Source organism: Methylobacterium sp., from assembly GCF_019750675.1.
Taxonomy (GTDB): domain Bacteria; phylum Pseudomonadota; class Alphaproteobacteria; order Rhizobiales; family Beijerinckiaceae; genus Methylobacterium.
Map to the genome: position 1 here is coordinate 23,121 of NZ_JAIEOF010000347.1, position 23,455 is coordinate 46,575.

At 71.1% G+C, this 23,455-nt stretch carries 22 protein-coding genes and 1 riboswitch; of the genes, 10 read left to right on the forward strand and 12 right to left on the reverse strand.

Annotated elements, in window-relative coordinates; translation table 11 throughout:
* The first annotated feature begins 19 nt into the window (after positions 1 to 19).
* The gene (locus K2X24_RS17620) at positions 20 to 1,090 is read left to right on the forward strand and encodes a hypothetical protein (RefSeq protein ID WP_292499626.1); all 1,071 of its coding nucleotides are present in this window, start codon (positions 20 to 22) and stop codon (positions 1,088 to 1,090) included.
* Positions 1,091 to 1,150: 60 nt separating this feature from the next.
* Here K2X24_RS17620 and K2X24_RS17625 read toward each other — a convergent pair whose 3' ends face one another.
* The 7 genes from K2X24_RS17625 to K2X24_RS17655 all read right to left on the reverse strand — a co-directional run bounded on the left by K2X24_RS17625 (position 1,151) and on the right by K2X24_RS17655 (position 9,518).
* Positions 1,151 to 2,560 (reverse strand): TAXI family TRAP transporter solute-binding subunit, encoded by a 1,410-nt coding sequence (locus tag K2X24_RS17625; protein WP_292499627.1) that lies wholly within the window; start codon positions 2,558 to 2,560, stop codon positions 1,151 to 1,153.
* Between the two features lie 86 nt (positions 2,561 to 2,646).
* Positions 2,647 to 2,850 (reverse strand): CsbD family protein, encoded by a 204-nt coding sequence (locus K2X24_RS17630; RefSeq protein WP_292499628.1) that lies wholly within the window; start codon positions 2,848 to 2,850, stop codon positions 2,647 to 2,649.
* 109 nt (positions 2,851 to 2,959) lie between these two features.
* The gene (locus K2X24_RS17635; RefSeq protein ID WP_292499629.1) at positions 2,960 to 3,877 is read right to left on the reverse strand and encodes a PhnA-like protein; all 918 of its coding nucleotides are present in this window, start codon (positions 3,875 to 3,877) and stop codon (positions 2,960 to 2,962) included.
* Positions 3,878 to 3,930: 53 nt separating this feature from the next.
* Positions 3,931 to 4,260: a CsbD family protein gene (locus K2X24_RS17640; RefSeq protein WP_292499630.1), complete on the reverse strand. Its 330-nt coding sequence runs from the start codon at positions 4,258 to 4,260 to the stop codon at positions 3,931 to 3,933.
* Between the two features lie 232 nt (positions 4,261 to 4,492).
* On the reverse strand, positions 4,493 to 5,950 hold the full coding sequence (locus K2X24_RS17645; protein WP_292499631.1) for a helix-turn-helix transcriptional regulator: 1,458 nt from the start codon (positions 5,948 to 5,950) through the stop codon (positions 4,493 to 4,495).
* Between the two features lie 138 nt (positions 5,951 to 6,088).
* On the reverse strand, positions 6,089 to 8,275 hold the full coding sequence (locus K2X24_RS17650; RefSeq protein WP_292499632.1) for a TonB-dependent receptor: 2,187 nt from the start codon (positions 8,273 to 8,275) through the stop codon (positions 6,089 to 6,091).
* A 106-nt stretch (positions 8,276 to 8,381) separates the two neighbouring features.
* Positions 8,382 to 8,602: riboswitch (cobalamin riboswitch) on the reverse strand.
* A 106-nt stretch (positions 8,603 to 8,708) separates the two neighbouring features.
* Positions 8,709 to 9,518, reverse strand: a complete 810-nt coding sequence (locus tag K2X24_RS17655) for a transporter (RefSeq protein WP_292499645.1) — start codon at positions 9,516 to 9,518, stop codon at positions 8,709 to 8,711.
* A 431-nt stretch (positions 9,519 to 9,949) separates the two neighbouring features.
* On the opposite strand from K2X24_RS17655, the gene K2X24_RS17660 reads away from it, so the two are divergent.
* From K2X24_RS17660 to K2X24_RS17690, 7 genes are read left to right on the forward strand one after another with little or no spacing between them, the layout of a single operon-like run.
* Positions 9,950 to 12,880, forward strand: a complete 2,931-nt coding sequence (locus tag K2X24_RS17660; RefSeq protein ID WP_292499633.1) for a monovalent cation/H+ antiporter subunit A — start codon at positions 9,950 to 9,952, stop codon at positions 12,878 to 12,880.
* Positions 12,880 to 13,248 carry a Na+/H+ antiporter subunit C gene (locus K2X24_RS17665; protein ID WP_292499634.1) on the forward strand — a complete coding sequence of 123 codons (369 nt, stop codon included), beginning with the start codon at positions 12,880 to 12,882 and terminating at the stop codon, positions 13,246 to 13,248. Before K2X24_RS17660 ends, K2X24_RS17665 begins: the two co-directional genes overlap by 1 nt.
* Positions 13,249 to 13,303: 55 nt before the next feature.
* Entirely contained in the window at positions 13,304 to 14,911 is a 1,608-nt protein-coding gene (locus tag K2X24_RS17670) for a monovalent cation/H+ antiporter subunit D (RefSeq protein WP_292499635.1), read from the forward strand.
* 8 nt (positions 14,912 to 14,919) lie between these two features.
* Entirely contained in the window at positions 14,920 to 15,423 is a 504-nt protein-coding gene (locus K2X24_RS17675) for a Na+/H+ antiporter subunit E (protein ID WP_292499646.1), read from the forward strand.
* Complete coding sequence (locus K2X24_RS17680) at positions 15,420 to 15,704, forward strand: K+/H+ antiporter subunit F (protein ID WP_055957555.1); 285 nt, start codon at positions 15,420 to 15,422, stop codon at positions 15,702 to 15,704. The genes K2X24_RS17675 and K2X24_RS17680 overlap by 4 nt, the downstream gene beginning before the upstream one ends.
* Positions 15,701 to 16,042 carry a monovalent cation/H(+) antiporter subunit G gene (gene mnhG, locus K2X24_RS17685; protein WP_238282135.1) on the forward strand — a complete coding sequence of 114 codons (342 nt, stop codon included), beginning with the start codon at positions 15,701 to 15,703 and terminating at the stop codon, positions 16,040 to 16,042. The genes K2X24_RS17680 and mnhG overlap by 4 nt, the downstream gene beginning before the upstream one ends.
* 33 nt (positions 16,043 to 16,075) lie before the next feature.
* Positions 16,076 to 16,807, forward strand: coding sequence for a substrate-binding domain-containing protein (locus tag K2X24_RS17690; protein ID WP_292499636.1), 732 nt, complete (start codon positions 16,076 to 16,078; stop codon positions 16,805 to 16,807).
* Between the two features lie 170 nt (positions 16,808 to 16,977).
* On the opposite strand, the gene K2X24_RS17695 is transcribed toward K2X24_RS17690, so the two are convergent.
* Entirely contained in the window at positions 16,978 to 17,193 is a 216-nt protein-coding gene (locus K2X24_RS17695; RefSeq protein ID WP_292499637.1) for a hypothetical protein, read from the reverse strand.
* A gap of 17 nt (positions 17,194 to 17,210) precedes the next feature.
* Complete coding sequence (locus K2X24_RS17700) at positions 17,211 to 18,083, reverse strand: inorganic phosphate transporter (RefSeq protein ID WP_292499647.1); 873 nt, start codon at positions 18,081 to 18,083, stop codon at positions 17,211 to 17,213.
* Between the two features lie 241 nt (positions 18,084 to 18,324).
* Between K2X24_RS17700 and K2X24_RS17705 the strand changes: the two genes are divergently transcribed.
* The gene (locus K2X24_RS17705; protein ID WP_292499638.1) at positions 18,325 to 19,905 is read left to right on the forward strand and encodes an alkaline phosphatase D family protein; all 1,581 of its coding nucleotides are present in this window, start codon (positions 18,325 to 18,327) and stop codon (positions 19,903 to 19,905) included.
* A gap of 28 nt (positions 19,906 to 19,933) precedes the next feature.
* On the opposite strand, the gene K2X24_RS17710 is transcribed toward K2X24_RS17705, so the two are convergent.
* Positions 19,934 to 20,689, reverse strand: a complete 756-nt coding sequence (locus K2X24_RS17710) for a helix-turn-helix transcriptional regulator (protein WP_292499639.1) — start codon at positions 20,687 to 20,689, stop codon at positions 19,934 to 19,936.
* A 108-nt stretch (positions 20,690 to 20,797) separates the two neighbouring features.
* On the opposite strand from K2X24_RS17710, the gene K2X24_RS17715 reads away from it, so the two are divergent.
* Entirely contained in the window at positions 20,798 to 21,994 is a 1,197-nt protein-coding gene (locus K2X24_RS17715; protein ID WP_292499640.1) for an MFS transporter, read from the forward strand.
* A 19-nt stretch (positions 21,995 to 22,013) separates the two neighbouring features.
* Here K2X24_RS17715 and K2X24_RS17720 read toward each other — a convergent pair whose 3' ends face one another.
* Positions 22,014 to 22,658, reverse strand: coding sequence for a hypothetical protein (locus K2X24_RS17720; protein WP_292499641.1), 645 nt, complete (start codon positions 22,656 to 22,658; stop codon positions 22,014 to 22,016).
* 221 nt (positions 22,659 to 22,879) lie between these two features.
* Complete coding sequence (locus K2X24_RS17725; RefSeq protein WP_292499642.1) at positions 22,880 to 23,386, reverse strand: ureidoglycolate lyase; 507 nt, start codon at positions 23,384 to 23,386, stop codon at positions 22,880 to 22,882.
* Between the last annotated feature and the right edge of the window lie 69 nt (positions 23,387 to 23,455).

Below are 23,455 nucleotides of genomic sequence, written 5' to 3' on the forward strand. Positions count from 1 at the left end.
GCGCGAAACCGATGGGACGATGATCTATTCTCAGCGTAGCGACGGCCTCGGAACCCGCATCCTGTCGGCGATCTACGCGCGGTTGCTGTCGGAGCAGGTCGGCGTTCCGATGGGCGTGATCTGGACGCCCCTGGGGTGGCCGTTCCTGGTGCGCGACACGCCCCTGATGCACCCTCGGCACCTGCCCGAGATCTTCGCCAGCCTGCACCTCTTCCGCGACGCGGCGGAGGGCGCGCACGGGGAGATCGTCCCCCACGAGGAAGTCGTCAGCACCGAGCTCTTCAGCCTGTACTACAACCGGGACGAGCTCTCCGGGCTGTCGCGCGGCGAGGTCGCGCAGATCGCCATGATGGGCCGGGGCGTCAATTACGACTTCCCGGGTCCGCTGTTCGACTTCATGGACCGGGATCCCACGCGGAAGGCGGCCGTGTCCCGCATCGCCGCGACGATCAACTGGAGTCCGGCCGTCGCGGCGGCCATCGCGGAGATCGACGGGCGCTTCCAACTCGGCCGGTGCCTGTCGGTCCATGTCCGGCGGGGCGACATCCTCGAGATGCTGTTCGCCTACGACCTCGACGATCTCGCCGGCGACGGCATGACCCAGATTCTGCAGCGCTACACGCCCCTGCAGGCGTATTTCGAAGCGATCGATGCGGCCGGCCCCGATGCGGGCGGCATCGTCGTCTGCACCGAGGACGACGGCGTCGTCGAGCGGTTCGTCGCGCGCTACGGGCCCGACCGGGTGGCCTCCTGCGCGGGGATGACCCTCACCGACAACCAGCGCGCCGCCGTCGACCTCATCCTGCTGTCGCGCTCGCGCCGGATCATCGCGCCCGTGCTGAGCTTCTTCTCGCAATGCGCGGCGGAGATCGGCGGCACGGTCCTGCAGAACACCGCCTGGCACCTGCGGGAGACCACGGGCGAGATCGACGCCATCCTGGCCGCCTCGACGGCCGAGCGGGTCGGCGCCGTGCGGGCGATCCTGTACCGGGCCGCCCACCGGCTCTCGGCCCAGAACGAGCTGGGCCTGGAGGGCTATTACGAGGACCTGATGCGGGCGGCCCCGGGGACGGACCGGCACGAGCCCTGACGATCGCGGCGTTCGTTCCGGGGGGACGATCCGGACGGGCTCCTGCCCAGGGTCTCGCCGTCAGGGCGCTGCGGCGGCTTCCGTCGATGTGGTGCGGCCGGCCAGATCGCTCGACTCGGCGGCATACTGGCTGGCCGCGATGGTTCGCTTGACCGTGGAGCGGGCCGCGTCGATGGCGATGGCGGCCGCCGACATGGTCCGGGCCTCGGTCGGGCGTTCGAGGGCGTGCTTGGCGATGTCACCGGCGAGATCGTCGATTTCGCGGGCGAGTTGTTCCAGGCGCGGCGCGTCGGTGCTGTCCTGCGCCTCCTGGCGGATCGCCAGCAGACGGTCGGTGGCCTCCTCGACGCGCTCGCGGCGCAGGCGCGACAGGCGCTGCCCGACCCAGGCCACCGCCGAGCCGATGCCGCCGCCCAGGAAGGCCACGAGGTAGATCCAGGTCTCGTAGCGCTCGATGAACCCCTGCTGCTCGCGCTCGAAGAAGTCGACGGCGCCGGGATGGATGGGAAGCCGGGCGCTGGTGGCCTCGGCGGTGCTCTCGTATTTCGGAGCCTGCATGTAGTCGGCGGCGGGGGTGGTGTTGGCCATCCCGCTACGCATCTCGAACAGGTGCTGGGTCACGTCCGCCGCCACCGAGCGCGCGAGGCTGGTGCGCGCCATCAGGCGGTAGGAGGCCCCCACGGTGTGGACGTCCTCGGCCGGCACCTTGGGACTCCCGCCGAAGGTCTCGGCCGGCATCGTCACGGATTGGAGCCGGGGCATGCGCGCGATGATGGCGTCGACGTTCTCCACATCCACGAAGGCGACCTTCCGGTTCCGGCTGACCCCCTGGACGATCCCGACGATGCGCTGGGCGGTCGGTGCCGTCGGGGCGATCACCGAAACGACGGCGTCGATGCGCTTGGCGGCGAAGGCCGCCGCGAGATCGGCTTCCGCCATCTCCACGAGGACGACGTGGCGCGGCGGCACGGCGCCCTCGGGCTCCCGGTCGAGGAGGGTGAGGCCGTAATGCTCGACCATCGCCCGGATCAGGGCCTGATCCGCGTCGCGATGGGCGAGGATGGCGAGGCGCTTGCGGTCGAGGCTCGGAAACCGGGTCAGCCCGGACGCCTCGGGCGAGGCGATGATCATGGCCTGGTCGCGCAGGATCGCCAGGGTCAGGCCGTTGTCGGGCAGGTCGACGTCCGGGCGCACCACCGCGAGGTCGGCCCGGCCGTCCTGGAGGGCGGCGGCGCTGTCGCGCACGTCGTCGAAGGCCAGGAGCTTGAGCCGGATCTCCTTGTGGCGTTTGGCCAGGGCATCCGCGTAGGCCTGGATCAGCGCCGGCTCCGTGCCGTCGCGGGGGGCCACCGCCACCGTCAGCACCGTGGCCCGCGAGACCCAGTAGGCCGTGCCGGCCCCGGCGCCGAGGAGGACCGCCAGCAGGAGGAAGACGAGTTCCGGGCGCAGGAGGAGCTTCGGGAACCGCATCGGTCAGGGGCTCCTCGGAATTTGCGCCCGGTGACGGCCGAGACCGCCGGCCGCTCGTGGAGGCGGCACGGCGGGACCCGTCGCGATCAGCGTTTTCCGGTGATCTTGTCGGCGAGCGCGGCGGCGCCGTCCTTGACCTCGCCGACGGTGCGCTGGGCCTCGCCCTTGAGTTCCTGGGCCTTGCCCTCGACGATCAGTTGGTCGTTGCCCGTGACCTTGCCGGCGGCCTGCTTGATGTTGCCGGCGGCCTCGTTGGCTAGGCCCTTCAGCTTGTCGGTGGTGCTGCTCATGAGGTGTCTCCTTCGGGTTACGTGCGAAGTAGGTTTGCGGGGAATGCGGGGCTGTGAGACCCGGCCGGTCGCGGGGACCGGCCGGGGTTCGCGGGTTAGTTCAGGCGGATCAGGCGCGGCGGGCGGCGTAGCCGTCGGCCAGGGTGTGGAGCTTGGGGGCGCCGAAGCGGCCGCCCAGGAAACCCGCCAGCGCGCCCAGGATCAGTGCCAGCGCGCCGTAGAAGGCGCCCTGCGTGGCGGCGGACTTGGCCGCGACCGCCGCGGCCTCGGCCTTCTGCTTGGCGGTCGCCACGGTCTCTTCGTACTGCTTGCGGTAGTCTTGGATCTGCGTCTTGGCCTGGTCGACCGGAATGCCCTGGGCCTTGGCCAGCGCGTCGGCCGCGCGGGTCTCGGCCTGGGCCTTCTGGGCCGGATCACCCGTGAACAGGGCGCGGATGGCCGCCACGGCGGCGTCCTTGGCCGCCTGCGGGTCCTGGCCGGCGGCCTGGTTGCGCACCGACTGCTCGATGCCGTCGAGGGGGTTGGAGATCTTGGACAGCGAGGGCGCCGCGGCCTGGGCCGCCGTCTGCACGGTGCCGCCCACGAGCGAGCCGGCCCCGCCCAAGGTGCTGGTCACGCCCGAGAACGCGCCGCCGATCAGCCCGCCGGCCGCCGAGGTGAGCAGGTAGAGCACCACCAGGGTCGTCACCGCCCAGGAGACCAGACCGTGCAGGCCGGCCGCCCCCGTGACGGGCTTGCCCGAGAGACGGCCCGCGATGAACCCGCCGACCAGCGAGGCCACCACGCCCGAGGCCACGAACCAGACGCCCGCGCTCAGCGACAGCGTCGAGGCGGCCGGGTTGTCGGCGGCCACCGGGCCGACGCTCGACAGGCCGACCCCCACGCCGACCATGTTCAGGATCACCTGCGTCACCAGCGCGGTGACGGCGCCCGCGAAGATCGCCCCCCACGAGACCTGGTTCAGGAGCACCGTGCGGGTGTCGGCCGCGGGGAGGGATGCGGGGGGAATGCTGGACGAGGTAGCCACGTTGAGAAACTCCGGTTTTCGAGAGGGTTGATGCGCGGGCGTCAGAGCTTGGCTCAGAGCTTGGCGACGAGGAGGCCGAGGCCGAAGCCGACGAGGCCGGCCACCAGCAGCGAGGCGTGGGGCCATTCGGCGGACCGGTCGTGACCCTCGCGCAGGTAACGACGGCCCTGGTCGTAGGCGTCCTCGGCATAGTCGTAGGCCTGGTCGGCGGCATGCCGCACGGTGTCCTTGGCCTGGCCGTACACGTTCTCGGCGGTGCCCAGGGCCTCGCGGGCGCGGCCCTCGAACGAGTCCCGGTTCGAGCCCGTGAGGTCGCCCACCGCGCCCTGTACCTTGCCACCGAGTTCCTTGACGGCGCCCGTGATGCGATTCGTATCCACCATGGTTCTCTTCCTCTTCCGTTGGGTTCCGGTCCGATGGGCGTGATGCCGATGGGACACGCATGGTCCCACGTCTCACGGCGCCGGTCGGACAGGTCAGCCGAGCGTCGTCCGGGTGGACGCGCCGCCCTCTGCCGATCGTGGTCCGGATGATCGTGGCCACGCGGTTTCGGGGCTGATGTGGTCCGCAACGAGCCCACATCAATAGTAAAAACGTATTATCCGATGGTTTTTTCTACCCAGTCGACCCGGTGGGAAATCCGTTGTTGCGACCCCACACGATGGCCTCCGAGCGCTTGTGGACGTCGAGCTTGCGGTAGAGGGCGGCGGCGTGGTTGCGCACGGTGTTCTTCGACAGGTTGAGGCGCCCCGCGATCGCGTCGTCCGAGAGCCCGGCGCAGATCAGGTCGAGGATCTGGCGCTCGCGCACGGTCATGTTGGGCGAGACCGTGTCCCCATGCTCGCCGCCCGGCTGTCGCAGGTTGGCGAGCTTCTCGATCAGGCCGCGGCTGAACCAGGAGGTGTCGGCCATCACCGCCTCGATCGCCTCGAACAGATCCCGCTCCGTGCGCTTGCGCTCGGTGATGTCCTGCAGGACCAGCAGCGCGAAGGTCTCATCACCGATCTCGATCCGCTCGGCCGAGACCAGGCAATCGAGGTTGTTCCCATCCTCGTGCCGGAGGCAGACCTCGAGGCCGAGCACGTAGCCCGTGCGCGCCACCGCGGTCTCGAAGCGGGTCCGCGCGGCCTCGTGCACCCAGAGATTGAGATCGGCCGGCGAGCGGCCCGTGACGGCGTCGGCCCCGTAGCCGAAGACGCGGGAGAAGGCCTCGTTGACGCCCGTGACGGTAAAGCCCTCCGCCCGCACCAGCAGGGTCGGCACGGGGGTGAGGCGGAAGGCCTTGGCGAAGCGCTCCTCGCTCTGGCGCAGCGCCGTCTCGGCCTTCCGGCGCAGTTCGAGATCGGCGAAGGTGAACAGCATGCAGGGCTCGTCGCCGAGCTCCATCGGCTGCCCGGCGACGATGACGAAGCGCGAGCCGCCTTCCGGCAGGTCGAGGCAGGCCTCCATCTGCGGAATGGTGCCGCCCGCGTTGAGGCGGGAGATCGCCAGTTCGCGATTGCGGGCCCCGGCCAGCACGTCGACCTCGTAGACGCTGCGCCCGATCACGGCGTCGCGGGTGTAGCCGGTCATCTCCAGGAAGCCGAGATTGACCTTGACGTGGCGCAGATCCGACAGCCGGCAGATCACCGCCGGTGCGGGGTTGGCGTTGAAGGTCGTCTCGAAGCGCTCCTCGGCCTCGAACTGCTCGGAGACGTCCTTGAGGATGAGCGCCAGGCAGCTCGGCCGGCCTGCGCGATCGGTCGCCACGAGGCTGCGCAGGGAGTGCACGAACGCGACGTCGGGCTGATCGGTGCGCGTGACCTCGACCACGACATCGTGGAAGGTCTCGCCCGAGACCACCCGCTCGATCGGGTAATGGTCGGGGGCGCGGTTGTTGCGGTAGCGCAGGGCGAAGCGCTCGCGGTAGGCGTCCACGGTGGCGCCGAGTTCGTCGAGGGAATCGGCCCCGTGCATCGCGAGCGCCGCCGCGTTGGCGTAGGCGATGGTCTGATCGGGTTCGACCAGGATCACGCCCTCGCTCAGGCCGGCGATGATCTGCCGAAGCTCATGCCTGTCCACCCCGACAACCACCGTCGCACCACCTTCCGCATCGCCTGCATCGGACGGGATCGTAACGGGGGCCCGCCCGGGCAGTTCCGGTACGGAGCGTCGGAGAACTGGTATATTCGGATTACTGACGTGAACGTGATCCACCAGGGCCTGCGGGCCCTAGAACCGCCCCGCCAGGGTCAGGCGCAATGCCGTCGGCTCCACCGGATGGATGTGCCGGTCGGCGACGCCGTCGGCCGCCTCGCCCGGCAGGCGCGAGGTGTAGAAGTAGGTGATCTGGTCCGCCCGGGCGTTGGTCAGGTTCAGCACGTCGAGGGACAGGCTGACCCCGTTGTCGAAGGTGTAGCCGACCCGGCCGTTGACGAGCGCGGTCGGGCGAGAGCGCACCGAATTGTCCTCGATCAACGGTCGCGGCCCGAAGTAGCGCAGGCGCAGGGAGCCGAACCAGCCCGGACCCTGGCCGAAGGTGAATCCGGCCGAGGCGATCGTGGTGGGCGCTTCCGGCACCCGGTTGCCGATGGGGTCGCGGTCCGCGAAGCGGGCGTTGGTCACCGTCAGGTCGCCCTCCAGGGAGAGCCAGGGCGTCACCGCGTAGCGGTTGGTCCACTCGATGCCGAAGCGCCGGGTGGGGCGGCTCGGCTCGGTGGTGCCGCTGTCGCCCTGGAACAGGTTCTCGGACGCGAAATCGAGTTGGAACAGGCTCACCGCCGTCTCCAGCCCGCTGAGGCTGCGGTTGCGCAGGCCGATTTCCGACCCCGTCGAGGGCACGAGGAAGGGCGAGCGACTGATGTTGAACAGCGGGCTCGCCGGATCCACGGTGGCGGTGACGCCGCGGGCGTCGTTCGAATGGAAGCCGCCGCCGTAATTCACGTACACTTCCGTGTCGAACCAGGGCCCGAGCACAAGACCGAGCTTCGGGTTGACGATGCCGTCCCGCGCGCGGCCCGAATTGGCCGGCGTGTCCGAGCGGACGTCGGCGTAGTAGCCGTCGGCGCGGAAGCCGACGCTGGTGCGCAGCCAGTCGGTCCAGCGGACCCGGTTCTCGACGTAGAACGCGGCGCTCGCCTCCAGCACCCGGTCGTCGAGGATGCCCGAACGGAACTGGCGGCTCGTCGTGTTGGCGAGCCCGACCCGGATGTTATCCGTGCGGGTCTGGACGCCGATCTCGTTCTCCATGGCCAAGCCGAACAGGTTGCCCTGGAAGGTATGGGAGACTTCGCCGCCGCCGAGCACCCGGCTGTCCCGCTGGCGGAACTGGTCGCCGGCGACCGGATCGTTGAGGAAATAGGTGAAGTCGTTGAACAGGTTCATCCGGTAGCGGATGACGTAGGCGCTCGCCCGGGTGAGCCCGGCCTCGCTCGTCCGGCTCCAGCGGCCGGACAGCGAGAAGCGGCCTGTATCGCCGCCATCGGTGGGGTTCAGGGTGCCGAAGCGGCCGATGATCTCCTCCGCGACCGCCCGCTCCGGGATCTGGTTGGTGGCGTTCCACTTCGCCCAATAGGCCATGCCCGTCAGGGCGAAGCCGTCGAGGGCCGTGCCCTGGCTGTAGCGGACGACGCCGTTGAGCTTGGCGAGCCGGTCCGGCACGTCCCAGGGGCCGTCATAGGTCTGGGCCTCGCCCGCCACGAGGAGGTGGCCCTGCCCGAGGGGCGCGGAGGCGATGCTGAGCGCGCGCTTGTAGCCGAAGCTGCCGAAGGAGGTGAGCGCGAGGTTGCGCTCGACCGTGTCGAGATAGTCGATCCGAACCGAGCCGGCCGAGGCGAAGTCGCCGTCGCGGACGAAGTAGGGGCCCTTGTGGAACGCCACCGCGCCGACGAGTTCGGGGATGAGGAAGTTGAGGTCGGCGTAGCCCTGGCCGTGGGCGTGGGTGCGCATGTTCACCGGCATGCCGTCCACGTGAAGCGCGATGTCGGTGCCGTGGTCGAGGTTGAAGCCGCGCAGGAAGAACTGGTTGGCCTTCCCCTCCCCGGAATGCTGCGAGACGATGAGGCCGGGCACGCTCTCCAGGGCCTCGCCCGGCCGGGTGATCGGCCGGCTGTTGAGGGTGGCTCCCGAGATCACGCCGGCGCTCGCCGCATCGACGCTCGGTAAGCCGCCGCCGGTGCCGGTGCGCCCGCCGACGAAACCCGCATTCGAGACCGGTCCCGCCGAGGCCGGTGCCGGAAGCTCCGCCGTCACCGAGAGTTCGGCGAGGTCCGCCTGCGCGGTCTGGGCCGCGGCCGTGCGGACCGGGGCGCCGTAGGACACGAGGCCGGCGCAGGAGGCCAGGAGGAGGGTTCGGCAGGCGGGCCGGGTCGGAGCGGACGATCGAGAACGGCGGGACGAAGGGGAACGAGCGGACGGCATGGAGCCTCGGGCGACGTCTGTGGCACGTCACCGCGAAGACGCCGGTCCGGATGCCGCACGGCATCCACCCCGACACCCACCAGGACACCCCGCCCGATGCGTTCCGCGTGTGACCACGACTGACGGCAGGTCTCCTGGCTCGCGGGTCACCGCCCTCTCATCGTCTTCCCAGGTCCCGGGGCCTGACGGACCCTTCACCCAGTGACGCGTTGATGAGGGGCTCGCCGCTCACAGTTGCGGGGGCAGCCGCGGCGTTGGGGCCTGAGCCCCGCACCGCGTTCCCTTTCGATCCTCAGTGAAAGAGGAACCGTCACCCGTCAGGAGGCCCGAGGAGCCCCGGCCGCGTCAATGGGAGGCCGCGCTTTTCACAGGCCCTGTGTCCGGCCGGTGACGATGGCGCGCGGCCCCCGCCGGAGATCGCGGGCGGATGCCGCTACTGGCGCGCGATCCGGCCCGGTCCCGCCACCGGGAGGGTGGGCGCTGCGGCGTTGGTGCCCTCCTTGTAGATGGGCACGATGACCCGGAGCCACCCGCGCGTCTCGCGCCCGCCGTAGTTGCGCTCCGCGACGTCCCGCGTCACGTAGGCCTGCAGGTTCACGGGGCCGAAATTGTACCCGACGAGGCCCCCCACCGCGACCTGGCCCTGGCGCTGGTAGCCGGGAAACCGGGTCGGCAGATCGGTCGAGGCGAAGGCCACCGGCCCGACCTCCCATTGGCCGAACTTCTTCGTCGCGGTGAGGTCGAGGTTCAGGTAGTCGGGATAGACCCCGCCCTGCGGCGAGACCGGGTCGATGAAGATGCCGTAGAGGAGGTTGGCCGTGAGGTTCAGCCCGTCCCCGGTGTAGCTCGCCGCGAAGCGGTGGCTGAAGGACGCGTTCTGGGTCAGGAACCGCGTCTCGATGGGCAGGTATCCGCCGAAGAGGTAGCTCACGCCGAACTTGTTGCCGAGGTCCCAGGCGAGCTGGCCGGCGAGCAGCGGCTGGCCGATTCCGCTCTGATAGGGCGTCCCGCGCGGGCTCGAGGCCACCACGGGCTGGATCGCGATGAGGTTCAGGCGGGCCCCGAACAGGGTCCAGGGCGTGGACCAGACGAAGGCCGGCAGGTTGATGTTCGATTCCGAGTCCAGCGGGCGGGTGTCGCGGACGCCGAAGCTCGAGGTGTTGACGAAGTAGAGGCCGACGGGGAGCTGTGCGCCGGTGGGTAGGCCGATGGTCTGGCCCGGCTGGGCGGCGGATCCGGCCATCGCCGGGGCCGACCCGAGGAGCAGGAGGGGGAGGCCGCGCGACAGGCGGCGCAGGAGGGACCGGAAGGCTTGGGACGGGGTCTCGATCTCGGATGGGCTGCGGATCACGCCTGTCTCCCTGGGCCCGGCGGCCACGTGAAGGCGCCGGGAACGGCGCCACGCCGGCCGGGCGTGTCCCAGTCAGACGAACGGCCGCCGCGCTTTCATCCGCCCGGTGACGGGGCGGTTCCCGCATGTCGGCGCTCGCCACCGCGCGTGCCGGCCGCTATACGCACCCTGACGTGGATGAGCGCCTCCGACGATTCGCCCGGAGCGCCGTCCGTACCCGAGAGAGGGCGGTTCCGCCCGACGACGGGGGCGTCCAAGCCTGCCCGTCGTTGCTTGTTTCCCCGTCTTTGCATGTCCGCCCGCTCCTCTCATCGCCCGAGCTGATGCCGCCTCAACTCCTTCTCGCCACCGCCGCGCTCCTGCCCTTCCTCGGCAGCGCGGCCGTGATCTGCCTGCCCGGACACGCCCGCAATGCAGCAGCGCTCCTGGCCGGGCTGGTGATGGTGGCGGCCCTCGCCTGCATCGGCCTGCTCTACCCGGCGGTGGCCGGCGCCGACACCGTCGCCTGGAGCCTGGACTGGCTGCCCACCCTCGGCGTCCAGATCGTGCTGCGGCTCGACGGCCTGTCCTGGCTGTTCGCGGTGCTGGTGCTGGGGATCGGCGCCCTCGTGGTGCTCTATGCCCGCTACTACATGGCGGCCGAGGACCCGGTCCCGCGCCTGTTCTGCTATCTGCTGGCCTTCGTGGGCGCGATGCTCGGCATCGTGCTTTCGGGCAACCTGATCCAGCTGGTGGTGTTCTGGGAACTGACCAGCATCGTCTCGTTCCTGCTGATCGGTTACTGGTCCGACAACGCCTCGGCCCGCGACGGGGCGCGGATGGCGCTCACCATCACGGCGGCGGGCGGCCTCTGCCTGTTCGTCGGCATGGTGCTGATCGGGCACATCGTGGGCAGCTACGATCTCGCGGTGGTGCTCGCCTCCGGCGACGCGATCCGGTCCAGCCCGCTCTACCTGCCCGCCCTGGTCCTGGTGCTGGCCGGGGCGCTGACCAAATCGGCGCAGTTCCCGTTCCACATCTGGCTGCCCCGCGCCATGGCGGCGCCGACGCCGATCAGCGCCTACCTGCACTCGGCCACGATGGTGAAGGCCGGCATCTTCCTGATGATCCGGTTCTGGCCGGTGCTCGCCGGCACCGAGAGCTGGTACTGGATCGTGGGCACCGCCGGCATGGTGACGATGCTGGTGGGCGCCTGGAGCGCGATCTTCCAGCACGACCTCAAGGGCCTGCTGGCCTATTCCACGATCAGCCAGCTCGGGCTGATCACCCTGCTGCTCGGCCTCGATTCGCCGCTCGCCGTCGTGGCGGCAATCTTCCACACGGTGAACCACGCGACCTTCAAGGCCTCGCTGTTCATGGCCGCCGGGATCATCGACCACGAGACGGGTACGCGGGACATGCGCCGCCTCAGCGGGTTGTGGCGGGCGATGCCCTACACCGCCACCCTCGCGATGGTGGCCGCCGCCGCGATGGCGGGCGTGCCCCTCCTCAACGGCTTCCTGTCCAAGGAGATGTTCCTGGCGGAAGCCGTCGACAACGCGGGCGACCACTGGCTCAACCTCGCCCTTCCGGTACTGGCGACGTTGGCCTCCGCCTTCACCATGCTCTACTCCGTGCGCTTCATACGCCAGACGTTCTTCGGGGCCGCCCCTCACGACCTGCCGCATGCGCCCCACGAGCCGGTGCGCTGGATGCGCATTCCGATCGAGTTCCTCGTCTTCGTCTGCATCGCCATCGGCCTGGTGCCGAACCTCACGATCGGACCCGTGCTCGCCGAGGCGGTGCGCGCCGTCCTCGGCGCGCGGACGCCCGACTACGACCTCGCGATCTGGCACGGCTTCAACGCGCCGCTGGCCCTCAGCGTCGTGGCGCTGCTCGGCGGTGTCGCGCTCTACGTCGTGTTCGGGCGGCGGATCAACAGCAATCCCCGGGGCGGCCCCTGGCTGATGGACCGCCTCGACGGCGGCCGGCTCTTCGAGCGCGCGATGACGGGTCTGGTGACCGGGGCACGCGGACTGGAAGGGCACCTGGGCAGCGAGCGCCTCCAGGTGCAGCTGCGCATTCTCTTTCTCACCGTGCTCCTGGCCGCCGTGCTGGCGGGGGTCGCGCGCGGGCTCGATCTGTTCGCCCCGGGGAAGAGCACGGATTTCGATCCCGCCTTCGCGCTGATGTGGGTGGTGGGCGCGGCCTGCGCCGTCGGCGCGGCGGAGCGGGCGAAGTACCACCGCCTGTCCGCCACGATCTTCGTCGGCGGGGCGGGGCTGGTCAGCTGCCTCACCTTCCTCTGGCTCTCGGCCCCCGACCTCGCGGTCACGCAGATCCTGGTCGAGATCGTCACCACGGTGCTGCTGCTGCTGGGCCTGCGCTGGCTCCCCAAGCGCGACGCGGCGATCCCCGCGCCGGCCGCCGAGGTGGTCCGCGCGCGCCGCCGCCGCATCGTCGACCTCTGCATCGCGGGCTTCGCCGGCCTCGGCCTCGCGGGCCTCGCCTACGCGGTGATGACGCGGCCGGCGGTCGACGGCATCGCGCGCTGGTTCGTCGAGGAGGCCTATCCGCGGGCGGGCGGGCGCAACGTGGTCAACGTCCTGCTGGTCGACTTCCGGGCCTTCGACACGCTGGGCGAGATCTGCGTGCTCGGCATCGTCGGGCTCACGGTGTTCGCGCTCCTGCGCCGCTTCCGGCCGGCTTCCGACAGCCTGGGGCGGCCCCGCCAGCAGGTGAGCCACGACGCCTACGACGCGGCCCGCGCCGACCGCAGCCCCGGCGAGACCGCCGCCGACGCCCTGCTCGTCCCCCGCGTGGTGATGACGTGGCTCTTCCCCTTCATCGTCCTGCTCGCCCTGCACCTGTTCCTGCGGGGGCACGACCTGCCGGGCGGGGGCTTTGCCGGCGGCATCGCGCTCACCATCGCGTTCATGCTGCAATACATGGCCCAGGGCGCCGAGTGGGTGGAGGCGCGCCTGCGCATCCAGCCGATCGCCTGGATCGGGATCGGCCTGCTGGTCGCGGTCCTGGCCGGCGCGGGCTCCTGGCTGTTCGGGCGCCCGTTCCTCACCGCCTACTTCGCCTACTGGGAGCCGCCGCTGCTGGGCAAGGTGCCGGTGGCGAGCGCGCTGCTGTTCGATCTCGGCATCATGGTTTTGGTGGTGGGCGCGAGCGCACTCATGCTCGTCGCCCTGGCCCACCAGTCCCTGCGCCGCACGCGCTCCGCCGAGGCCGAAGCGGAGCGGACCGCCGAGGGAGAGACCGTCTGATGGAGATCGTGCTGTCGCTGGGCATCGGCGTCTTCGCCGCCTCCGGCATCTGGCTGATGCTGCGTCCCCGCACCTTCCAGGTCGTGCTCGGCATCTCGCTGCTGAGCTACGCCGTCAACCTGTTCATCTTCGCCATGGGGCGGCTCACGGTGGGGGCGCCGCCGGTGCTCGGGGCGGGCGCCGAGGTCGTCTCCGTCGACGATCCCGTCCCCCAGGCCCTGGTCCTCACCGCCCTGGTGATCGGCTTCGCACTCACCGCGCTCTTCCTCGTCGTCCTGCTCGCCGCGCGCGGCGTCACCGGCAGCGACCACGTCGACGGGCGCGAGCCGCACCAGGCCGAGCCCCATCCCGGGCACCCGCATCCGTGAGCCCGCACGCCAAGGACTCGCAAGCCATGAACTCGCAAGCCATGAACCGGTATCCATGAGTCCGACCGCCCTGAGTGCCCCCGCCGCCAGCGCCTGGAACGACCATCTCGTCGTGCTGCCCGTCGTGCTGCCGATCGCGGTCGCCGGGGTGATGTTCCTACTCGACGAGCGCCGGCGCCGGCTGAAGGCGGCCCTGAGCCTGGCCACGGTGCTGGCGCTCCTCGGCATCGCCCTCGTGCTGGTCGGACGGGTGGATGCGGGCGCGCAGGTCTACCGCCTCGGCAACTGGGCGGCGCCCTACGGCATCGTGCTGGTGGTCGACCGGCTCTCGGCCCTGATGCTGGCGCTCGCCGGGGTGCTCGGCCTGTGCGCCCTCGTCTTCTCCTTCGCCCGCTGGGGGCAGGCGGGGCCGCGCTTCCACGGCCTGTTCCTGCTCCTCCTGATGGGCGTGAACGGCGCCTTTCTCACCGGCGACCTGTTCAACCTGTTCGTGTTCTTCGAGGTGATGCTGGCCGCCTCCTACGGCCTCGTCCTGCACGGCTCGGGCGAGGTGCGGATCCGGGCCGGCCTCGGCTACATCGCCGTCAACCTCGTCGCCTCGCTGTTCTTCCTCGTCGGCGTCAGTCTGATCTACGGCACCATGGGGACCCTCAACATGGCCGACCTCGCCCGGCGCCTCGCGGCGCCCGCGAGCGGCGAGCAGGCCCTGTTCGAGGTCGGCTGCGCCGTGCTGGGGCTCGCCTTCCTGATCAAGTGCAGCGCCTGGCCGCTCGGCTTCTGGCTGCCGACGACCTACGCGGCGGCGAGCGCGCCCGCCGCCGCGGTCCTGGCGATCCTGAGCAAGGTCGGCATCTACGTGGTGGTGCGCCTCAGCCTGCTCCTGTTCGGCTCGGGGTCGTCGGCCGGCTTCGGCCAGACCTGGATCCTCGCCGCCGGGCTCGCCACGATGGCCTACGGCACCATCGGCATCCTGGCCGCCCGAGACCTGACCCGGGCGGCGGGCTACGCCGTGATGATCTCGTCGGGCACGCTGTTGGCGACCCTGGGCACCGGCAGCGGCGGGGCGCTCGCGGGCGCCCTCTATTACCTGTTCGGCTCCACCCTGGCGGCCGGCGCCCTGTTCCTGCTGGCCGAGATCCTCCAGCGGGGCCGCGACCCGGCCCGGGCCGACCAGCCCGTCTTCGCCGACGAGTACCGCGATCCCTTCGACGATGCCGGCGCGACCGAGGTCGGCCGCGCCCTGCCGGCGGCGGTGGCCCTCCTGGGGATCGGCGTCCTCCTGTGCACCCTGATGCTCGCCGGCATTCCGCCGCTGGCCGGGTTCGTCGGCAAGCTCGCGATGTTCACCGGGCTGGCCGCGGGCCCGATCACGGCCCCGGCCTGGTGGCTGATCGCCGCCCTGACCCTCTCCAGCTTCGGCACCCTGATGCCCCTGGTGCGCTTAGGGATTCGCAACCTCTGGGTCCCGAGCGACGACCCGCCGCCGGTGTTGCGCCCCACCGAGTTCGCCGCGCTCGCCGGCCTGCTGGCCGCCTGCCTCGCGCTGGCCCTCTGGGGCGGCCCGGCCCTCGCCTACGCGGATGCGACCGTGCGCTGGCTGGAGCAGCCGCAGGATTACGTCCGTGCCGTCCTGGGTGCCGCGTGGGAGGGCGTCCGCCCGTGAGCCGGATCTTGCGCCCGTTCCTGCCCTACCCGCTGCTGTCCGTCGGCCTCGCCGGTACCTGGCTCCTCCTCAACGCGCCCTTGAGCCCCGGCAGCGCCGTGCTTGCCCTCTTGGTCGGACTGACGGTTCCCGCCGTGATGCGGGCGCTGCGGCCCCCCGCCGTGCGGGTGCGCGCGCCGGGCACGCTGGCGCGGCTCCTCGTCGTCGTCCTCTACGACATGGTGCGCTCCAACATCGACGTCGGCCGGATCATCCTCGGGCTGCGCCGCGGCACACGTCGGACCGGCTTCGTGGCGATCCCCCTCGACCTGCGCGAGCCCTTCGGGCTCGCGGTCCTGGCGATCATCCTCACGGCCACGCCCGGCACGCTCTGGGTGCGCTACGATTCCGGCACCGGCCGCCTGCTCCTGCACGTCCTCGATTATACGGACGGGGACGAATGGGTGCGGCGGGTGAAGGACCGCTACGAGCGCCCCCTGATGCAGATCTTCGGGAGAGGGAACAGCGCATGAGCGCCACGACGGTTCTCGATTGGGGCCTCGGCCTCGCGCAAGGCATGCTGGTGCTGGCCATGGCGCTCGCCGCGTGGCGGATGCTGCGCGGTCCGCGCGCGCAGGACCGGATTCTCGGCCTCGACACCCTCTACCTCAACGGGATGCTGGCGATCGTGGTCCACGGCATGCGCACCGGCAGCGGCCTCTACTTCGAGGCGGCGCTGATCCTCGGCATGATCGGCTTCACCGCCACGGTGGCGCTGGCCAAGTTCCTGATGCAGGGCGAGGTGATCCAGTGAGCGGCGCGGACCTGCCCGCCTGGGCCGCCTGGCTGGTCGTCGCGCTGGCGATCGCCGGGGCCGGCGTCTCCCTCACCGGGGCCCTCGGCCTCGTCCGCCTGCGGACGTTCTACGAGCGCGTCCACGCGCCGACCCTCGGCGCGACCCTGGGCATGGCCCTGATCCTGACGAGTTCGATGGTGCTGCTCTCGCTCCTCGAGGGCCGCCTCGTCCTGCGCGACGCGCTGATCGGCGTGTTCCTCACGATCACGACGCCGGTCACGCTCCTGCTGCTCGCCCGCGCCGCCGCACAGCGGGACCGGCACGAGGGCAATCCCGGCGCGCCGCCCGAGATCTGAGGCGGCCCGCATGCAATCGACGGGAGGGTGAGCATGGAGCGCGCGACGGACAGGCTCGGGGTGATCGTCTCGGGCGGCTTCTGGGAGCCGTACCAGGCGCTGCTGCCGGAGTTCGCCCGCGACACCGGCATCGCGGTCGAGACGCTCTCGGGGGCGTCCCAGGGGACGGGTCCGAAGACCATCGGCTGGCAACTGGAGCACGGTGCGAGGATCGACGTCGTCGTCCTGTCGCGGGAAGGGCTGGACGAACTGGCGGCAGGCGGTCGGATCCGGGCCGGCTCCGACACGCCCCTGGCGCGCGCGGCGCTCGCCGCGGCCGTCCGCCTGGGCGCCCCCAAGCCCGACATCCACACCCGCGAGGCCTTCCGGCAGACCCTACTCGACGCCAGCACGGTCGTCATGCCGGGCAGCACCAGCGGCCTGTTCGTGCGGGACGTGGTGTTCCCGCGGCTCGGGATCGCCGATCGGGTCCGCGCCAAGGTTCTGCTCCGCGGCACGGATTCCACCGCCGCCCTGGCCGCCGGCGAGGCCGACCTCGCCCTCGGGCCCGTGAGCGAACTCGTCGGCCAGCCCGGCATCGAACTCGTCGGCCCCCTGCCCGACGCGGTCCAACTCGTCCAGGTCTTCACCGCCGCGATCGTCGACACCGCGCACCGGATCGCGGAGGCCCGGCGCCTCATCGCCTTCCTGGCTTCGTCCCGGGCGGCGGCCGCGATCCGGCGGTTCGGGATGGAGCCGGCCGGCGCCGCCGCGGAATCCGCTTAGGTCCGGAAAACTTCGAAGGGTTCCGGATGCCGCCCGCGCCGAACGGGCTCTGGCCCGACAATGACCCTGGCGAGGCCGGCCGGTGCCGCCCCACCAGGGCGATGTCATACGCGCACGATCGCGATCCTCGCCCCCGTCGGCAGCGCTGACCGCCCCGGGCCTCCCGGAGATCAGCGCCCCGGGGGCACGGGCGGCCCGGCTGGCGGGTGCTTGAGCACCTCCGCGACCTCCTCCCGCGACTTGCCCCGGACCCGGTATCCCATCGCCTCGAAGCGCTCGATGAGCGAGGGGCTCTCGGCCGCCGAGCAGGCGGCCCACTCCGCCAGGGCGGCGTTCATGGCGCTGAGGCGATCTGCGGGAATCGCATCCGGGTTGGGGTCGGTCATGGGGGCCTCTTGTCCGATCAGAACACGTGTCGCAGCAGGAAGAACAGGATCCCCGCGAGGGTGATCGCCGCCGGCAGGGTCAGCACCCAGGCCAGCGCCATGTTGCGGACGGTCGCCATCCGCAGGCCCGATCCGTTGGCCGCCATGGTTCCGGCGACGCCGCTCGACAGGATGCGGGTCGTCGAGACCGGGAGCCCGTAGAGTTCGGCCACCCCGATCGTGCCGGCCGCCACCATCTCGGCCGAGGCGCCCTGCGCGTAGGTGAGGTGGGTCTTTCCGATCTTCTCGCCCACCGTGACCACGATGCGCTTCCAGCCGGCCATGGTGCCGAGCCCGAGGGCCAGGGCGACGCGGACCTTCACCCAGGTTGGTAGGTAGAGCGTGCCGTCGTTGAGGAGCCCGGTATAGGATCTGAGCGTTGCGGTTTCCGCTTCGGAGAAGGCGGCGCCGGCCTGCAGCGGCAGGCGGATCGCGTCGGAGGCCAGGTACATGTCGTTGCGCAGGTTGGGGGTCTGGGCCGCCGGGACCCGCTTGATCACCCCGTAATTCTCGACGTTCGCGGCGATGTCGGCCGACAGGGCGGCCAGGGGCGCGTAGATCGCGGGCTGGTTCAACGCCTTGGAGCGCAGGACCGCATTCGCCGTGTCGTGGAAGCCGTTCACGAACTCGAAGCCCAGGGCGATGAGCAGCGCGAGCCCGAAGAGGATGAAGGCGCCCACCGCCAGCGGTTCCTGGTGGACCGCGTTCATGTCGGTCACGAGGCTGACGACCGCGTAGGTCAGCCCACCCACCAGGACCAGCAGAAAGGCGATGACGCCGCCCGGATGGATGCGGTGGTCCATGCGCGGAAAGCGCCGGGGCGCCGCTTCCCGCGCCCATCCATCCGGCATCGCGGCAGCGTCGGACAGGGCAGCGTCGGACATGGAGGTTCCCGGGTATCGGTCAGACGATCGTCCAGGCGCTATCCCGCAAGTGATACAGGCATGTGACAGGCTGCCGCAAGCGGCACGGATTCGGGATTAAGGCGCGATCTTTCAAGGTCATGCGCCTGTCGTCGGTCGGGCCGTTGCGTCGTCAAGGCGTCAGACGGGTGCGGCATAGCGGGGTCGTCCCGAAGGGAGTCCCCGAATCATGTCCCGTTCGAGCCTGACCCGTCGTCCGTTCCTGGCCGGTGCCGCCGCCGGCCTCGCGGGCCTCGGCAGCGGCGTGTTCCGCCCCGGCCTCAGCCGGGCCGCCGACCGCCCGGTTCTCACCCATGGCCTGCAATCCGGCGACGTCGATGCCACCTCCGCCATCGTCTGGGCGCGGGCCGATCGGCCCTGCCGGGCGCTGATCGAGTGGGCGACCACCGAGCGCTTCGCGGAGATCCGTGGCGGCGTCTTCGCAGATGCGCTGCCGGTGAGCGACGGCACCGTGAAGGTCGCCCTGACGGACCTGCCGCCGGGCCAGGACGTGTTCTACCGGGTCCGCCTGCAGGATCTCGCCGCGCCCACGATCCTCGGCGCGCCCCAGGTCGGGCGCTTGCGCACCGCGCCCGCCGAGCGCCGCTCGGTCTCGTTCTGCTGGTCCGGCGACACGGCCGGCCAGGGCTGGGGCATCGACGAGGCCCGCGGCGGCATGACGATCTACGCGGCCATGCTGCGGAACCGACCGGACTTCTTCCTGCATTCCGGCGACACGATCTACGCCGACGGCCCGATCGCGCCCGAGGTGCGCCTGCCCGACGGCACCCTCTGGCGCAACCGCGTCACCGAGGCGGTGTCGAAGCCGGCCGAGACCCTGGAGGAGTTTCGCGGGCGCTACCGCTACAACCTCACCGATGCCAACGTCCTGGCCCTCAACGCCGAGGTCCCGATCCTCGCGCAGTGGGACGACCACGAGGTCACGAACAACTGGTGGCCGGGGGAGCCCCTGACCCGGGCCGAGCACCTGCGCAAGGCCTATCGCGACCCCAACGTGCTCGCCCTCCAGGTCCGGGCCACGCGCGCGTTCCACGAATACATGCCGATGCGCTTCGCGCCCTCGGAGCCCGGCCGCGTCTACCGTAGGATCGCGTACGGTCCCCTGGTCGACGTCTTCATGCTCGACATGCGCTCCTATCGCGGGCCGAACGGGGAGAACCGGCAGGACGCCTACGGACCGGAGTCCCACTTCCTCGGGCCGGTTCAGCTCGCCTGGCTCAAGCGTGCGCTGCGTGCCTCCCGCGCGACCTGGAAGGTGATCGCCGCCGACATGCCCCTCGGACTCGTCGTGCCGTACGATTCCGACCGGCGGTTCGGCTCCGAGGGGATCGCGCAGGGGGACGGGCCGCCGCTCGGCCGCGAGCTCGAGATCGCCGATCTCCTGCGCTTCCTGCGGGATTCGGGGATCCGCAACACGGTCTGGCTCACCGCCGACGTGCACTACGCAGCAGCGCATTACTACGACCCGAACCGGGCCCGGTTCCAGGAGTTCGAGCCGTTCTGGGAATTCGTCGCCGGCCCGCTGCATGCCGGGACCTTCGGACCCAACGCCCTCGACGACACGTTCGGGCCCCAACTGCGCTTCGTGAAGGCGCCCCCGAAGGGGCAGGTGAACCTGTCTCCGGCGGCCGGTTACCAGTTCTTCGGCCATGTCGCCGTCGACGGCGGCACGGAGCAGATGACCGTGACCCTGAAGGACGCCGCCGACACCGCGCTCTGGTCCGTGACTCTCGATCCGGTGCGCGGCTGACGCGGGTCCGAGCGCCCTGCCCGCGCGGTCAGGCTTCGCGCGCCTCGCCGATGAGCGCCTCCGTCCGCCCCCGCAGGGCCTGGAGGCTGCGGTAGCCGACCAAGGCCGCGACCTGGCGCGGCGCCCGGCCATCGGCGGCAAGCGCGAGCGCCCGCACCACCCGGGCCCTGGCGCGCCACTGTCCGAAGCTCAGGCCCGTTTCCCGGCGAAACCCGCGCGTCAGGGTCCGGCGGCTCAGGCCCGCCTGATCGGCCCAGGCATCGAGGTCGAGGTCGAAGGCCGGGTTGTCGATCAGCCCGAGGCAGACCCGCCGGAGACGGGCGTCGCGCGGCAGGGGCAGCGTCAGACGGGTCTCGGGCGCTTGGGCGATCTCGTCGAGGACGAGGGCGGCCAGGTGCCCGCCGCGCCCGGCCTCGTCGTAGAGGACGGGCTCGCCCGTGAGGGCCACCAGGGCGGCGGCCAGGAGGGCCGAGACCTCGATCACGCGGGCGCGCACGGGAAAGCCGGCGATCGCCTCCACCGCGAGGTAGGCCGAGCACATCGCCACGTCGCCGTGCATGACCACCGCGTGCGGAAGGCCGGGGGGAATCCACAGCGCATGGCCCTCCGGCACCACCCAGGTTCCGTCCTCGGCGGTGGCCATCATGAGGCCGGCGGTGGCGTAGAGGAGTTGCGCGCGCGGGTGGTGGTGCCGGTCCGTGCGGCTGCCCGCCGTGAAGGTCTTGGGCATCACCGCGACGGCGCGGGGGACCGCCTGGTAATCTTCGGCCCGGATCGAACGCATGGCGCCCTCCTCTCCACGCTCCTGCCTGGCCCGATCGCGTACACCTTCGACCCGACGGCGTTCAACGGGTCATGTAGGCAGAAATCCGCCCCGCGGAGATGCCTGCCCATGGATGCCGACACCCTGTCCCGCCGCACCCTGCGCTTCGTCAACGTGGCGCATGCCCTCGATCACTTCGTCCTGCTGATCTACCCGACCGCCGTGCTCGCCATCGCGGCGCAGACGGGCCTGAGCTACGGCGAGCTGATCACGCTCGCCACCGGCGCCTTCGTGGCCTTCGGCCTCTGCGCCCTGCCCATGGGCTGGCTCGCGGACCGGTTCGGGCGCCGGACCATGCTGGCGATCTTCTTCTTCGGCTACGGCCTCTCCTGCCTCGGGGTGGCGAGCGCGGGCAGCCGGACGGCCTTCATGGTCTGGCTCTGCGTGCTCGGGCTGGCTTCGGCGATCTACCATCCCGTCGGCTCGACCATGCTGGTGACGCATGCCCGGCGCCTCGGGCGCGATCTCGGGGTGAACGGCGTCTGGGGCAATGTCGGGGCCGCCACGGCCTCGGGCGTGACGGCGCTGCTGGCCTCGGGATTTGGGTGGCAGGCGGCCTTCGTGGTGCCGGGCCTGTTCTGCCTTGCCTGCGGCACGGCGTTCCTCGCCCTCGTGCCCGGCGACGGCGAGGGGTCGCAGGCCAGGGCCGGGGCGAAACCCGTTCTCTCGGTCGCGCGCCCGATTCCCCTTCTCATCGTGTTCGTCTGCGCGATCATGGCGGGCGGGATGACCTTCAACATCACCACGATCGCCCTGCCCAAGGTGGTCGACGAGCGCGTCGGCGACGGGCTGCCCCTGATGCTGATCGGCTCGGTCGCCACCCTGGTCTTCGCGTTCGGGGCCCTGACCCAGCTGCTGATGGGGCGCCTGATCGACCGCTACAGCCTGCCGGTCCTCTTCCTCGGCCTGTCCATCCTGCAACCGCTCGGCCTCGGCCTCGCGGCGGTGAGCACGGGCGTGCCCCTCCTCATCGGCCTCGTCCTGACGATGGCGGCGCTCTACGGTCAGGTCGTCATCAACGACGCGATGGTGGCCCGCTACGTCCCCCCGGTCTATCGCGCCAGGGCCTACAGCGTGCGCTACTTCCTCGGCTTCACGGTGAGCGGGTTCGTGGTGCCGCTGATCGCGCTCCTGCACGACCGGGGCGGGTTCGGATTCGTGCTGGGGGTCGCGGCAGGGTTCGGCGCCGTCATCGTCGCCGCGGCCCTCGGCTTCTTCCTGCTCACGCGCCGCGAGGCGGCGCGCAGTCTGGCGGCGGCGGAGTAGAACGCCGCCCCGGGCAGGCTCAGGCCGGGATCGGGCGCGCCGCGTCCGGCCGGCGCGGGCCGAGGCCCGGCACGAACAGCCCGGTCGCTGCGTCGTCGCGGGCCTTCGACCATTGCCAGAATGCCCGGTCCAGATCGTGTAGCGGCACCCGGTTGGCGCAGGCCAGATCGCGGCAGTACCCGAGATAGGCGAGGTAGAGGTCCAAGGGCATCGAGGCCCGGGCGCCGATATCCAGGGGGCCGCAGCCCAACGCCCGGAATCCCCTTGGGTCGAGCACCGAGTAATGCTCGGGCCGGATCGTCGCCAGGATCGCCGAGGCCACCGGCACGGCGACGCCGGAGAGCCCCACCAGGACCGCGACCGCCGCGCGTGGCGTCGTGGCGAGGAGGGCGGTCCGCAGGGCGTCGGCCACTTCCTCGTCGCTGTTGCGCGAGGGGCGGCTGCGACCGCGGTCATTCACCTTCCAGGTCAGGATCGGCGCGAGCTGGTCGCGGCTGAAATCCCCCGCGCGAATGCGGGCGCCGGCCGCGAAGGCCGCCCGCTCCCGCGCGTCGAGCCTGTAGGCGCCGGCGAGGCGCGGAATCTCGGAGGCCGGGAACTGCAGGTCCAGGGACAGGGCGGCGTCGCGGGCCGCGCGGCTCCGTCCGGATGCGCCTCGCGCCATCCATCGCGATCCGAGCCCGATGCGTTCCGCCGAAGCGTCGCCGACAGAGCGAACCGTCACCATGAAGCCTCCTCGCCGAGGCGGGCCCAATCGTCCCGCTCGAAACATCGTTATACGACGTTTCGAGGCGTCACATGGTTTTTTGCGACATATATGGACGGCGGTAACGTCGCGCCGAGGCGGGCGACGATCTCCGCGGCGAGGCACGGTCGCGGGGCCGTTCAGGTCCGATCCGGCACCTGAACCGTCCAGGCCTCGTCGAAGACGAATTCCTCGAGGTTCGACCCGGGCCCGCCCCGGTCGATGACGAGGAAATCCTGAGCCTCGCCCAGGGGAGTGAGGACGCCGTGCCAGGTGTTGATGGCGTAGCAGACGCCCTGTCCCGGCGCGGTGAGGAAGGCCCGGGGCCGGCCGGGCCTGCCGTCCTCGTCCGGGCAGACCGTGACGAGGAAGGGCGCGGCATTCAGGGGCACGAAGGCCTGGGCGCCGAGGGGGTGACGCTCCACGAGCCCGAGGGACAGCGGCAGCGCGTAGGGCTCGGCCTCGACATGACCGATCACCACCCGGCTCCCGCCCCCTGAGACCACCACCTCGGCGAGGTCGTGGAAGCGGCGGGCCTTGCCGGCGTTCATCGGGCGCGGCGCGACGGTGTCCTTGTCGATCACCGTGCCGAACGGGGCGAAGGCCTCGGCCGTCAGCGGCTCGGCGACGATCCGGCGCCCGCTCATCGGGCGGCCCGTGCGGGTGCGAGGGGGGCGTGTCGGTTGACGTCCTTGAAGAGGAGGTAGCGGAAGGGT

Coding starts and splice junctions, on each gene's coding strand:
- K2X24_RS17680 (WP_055957555.1), top strand. CDS start 15,420: ATGAGCGCCACGACGGTTCTCGATTGGGGCCTCGGCCTCGCGCAAGGC.
- K2X24_RS17640 (WP_292499630.1), bottom strand. CDS start 4,260: ATGGTGGATACGAATCGCATCACGGGCGCCGTCAAGGAACTCGGTGGC.
- K2X24_RS17660 (WP_292499633.1), top strand. CDS start 9,950: ATGCCGCCTCAACTCCTTCTCGCCACCGCCGCGCTCCTGCCCTTCCTC.
- K2X24_RS17710 (WP_292499639.1), bottom strand. CDS start 20,689: ATGCGTTCGATCCGGGCCGAAGATTACCAGGCGGTCCCCCGCGCCGTC.
- K2X24_RS17695 (WP_292499637.1), bottom strand. CDS start 17,193: ATGACCGACCCCAACCCGGATGCGATTCCCGCAGATCGCCTCAGCGCC.
- K2X24_RS17655 (WP_292499645.1), bottom strand. CDS start 9,518: ATGGCCGGATCCGCCGCCCAGCCGGGCCAGACCATCGGCCTACCCACC.
- K2X24_RS17650 (WP_292499632.1), bottom strand. CDS start 8,275: ATGCCGTCCGCTCGTTCCCCTTCGTCCCGCCGTTCTCGATCGTCCGCT.
- K2X24_RS17630 (WP_292499628.1), bottom strand. CDS start 2,850: ATGAGCAGCACCACCGACAAGCTGAAGGGCCTAGCCAACGAGGCCGCC.
- K2X24_RS17720 (WP_292499641.1), bottom strand. CDS start 22,658: ATGGCGCGAGGCGCATCCGGACGGAGCCGCGCGGCCCGCGACGCCGCC.
- K2X24_RS17670 (WP_292499635.1), top strand. CDS start 13,304: ATGAGTCCGACCGCCCTGAGTGCCCCCGCCGCCAGCGCCTGGAACGAC.
- K2X24_RS17700 (WP_292499647.1), bottom strand. CDS start 18,083: ATGCCGGATGGATGGGCGCGGGAAGCGGCGCCCCGGCGCTTTCCGCGC.
- K2X24_RS17665 (WP_292499634.1), top strand. CDS start 12,880: ATGGAGATCGTGCTGTCGCTGGGCATCGGCGTCTTCGCCGCCTCCGGC.
- K2X24_RS17725 (WP_292499642.1), bottom strand. CDS start 23,386: ATGAGCGGGCGCCGGATCGTCGCCGAGCCGCTGACGGCCGAGGCCTTC.
- K2X24_RS17705 (WP_292499638.1), top strand. CDS start 18,325: ATGTCCCGTTCGAGCCTGACCCGTCGTCCGTTCCTGGCCGGTGCCGCC.
- K2X24_RS17715 (WP_292499640.1), top strand. CDS start 20,798: ATGGATGCCGACACCCTGTCCCGCCGCACCCTGCGCTTCGTCAACGTG.
- K2X24_RS17620 (WP_292499626.1), top strand. CDS start 20: ATGATCTATTCTCAGCGTAGCGACGGCCTCGGAACCCGCATCCTGTCG.
- K2X24_RS17690 (WP_292499636.1), top strand. CDS start 16,076: ATGGAGCGCGCGACGGACAGGCTCGGGGTGATCGTCTCGGGCGGCTTC.
- K2X24_RS17625 (WP_292499627.1), bottom strand. CDS start 2,560: ATGCGGTTCCCGAAGCTCCTCCTGCGCCCGGAACTCGTCTTCCTCCTG.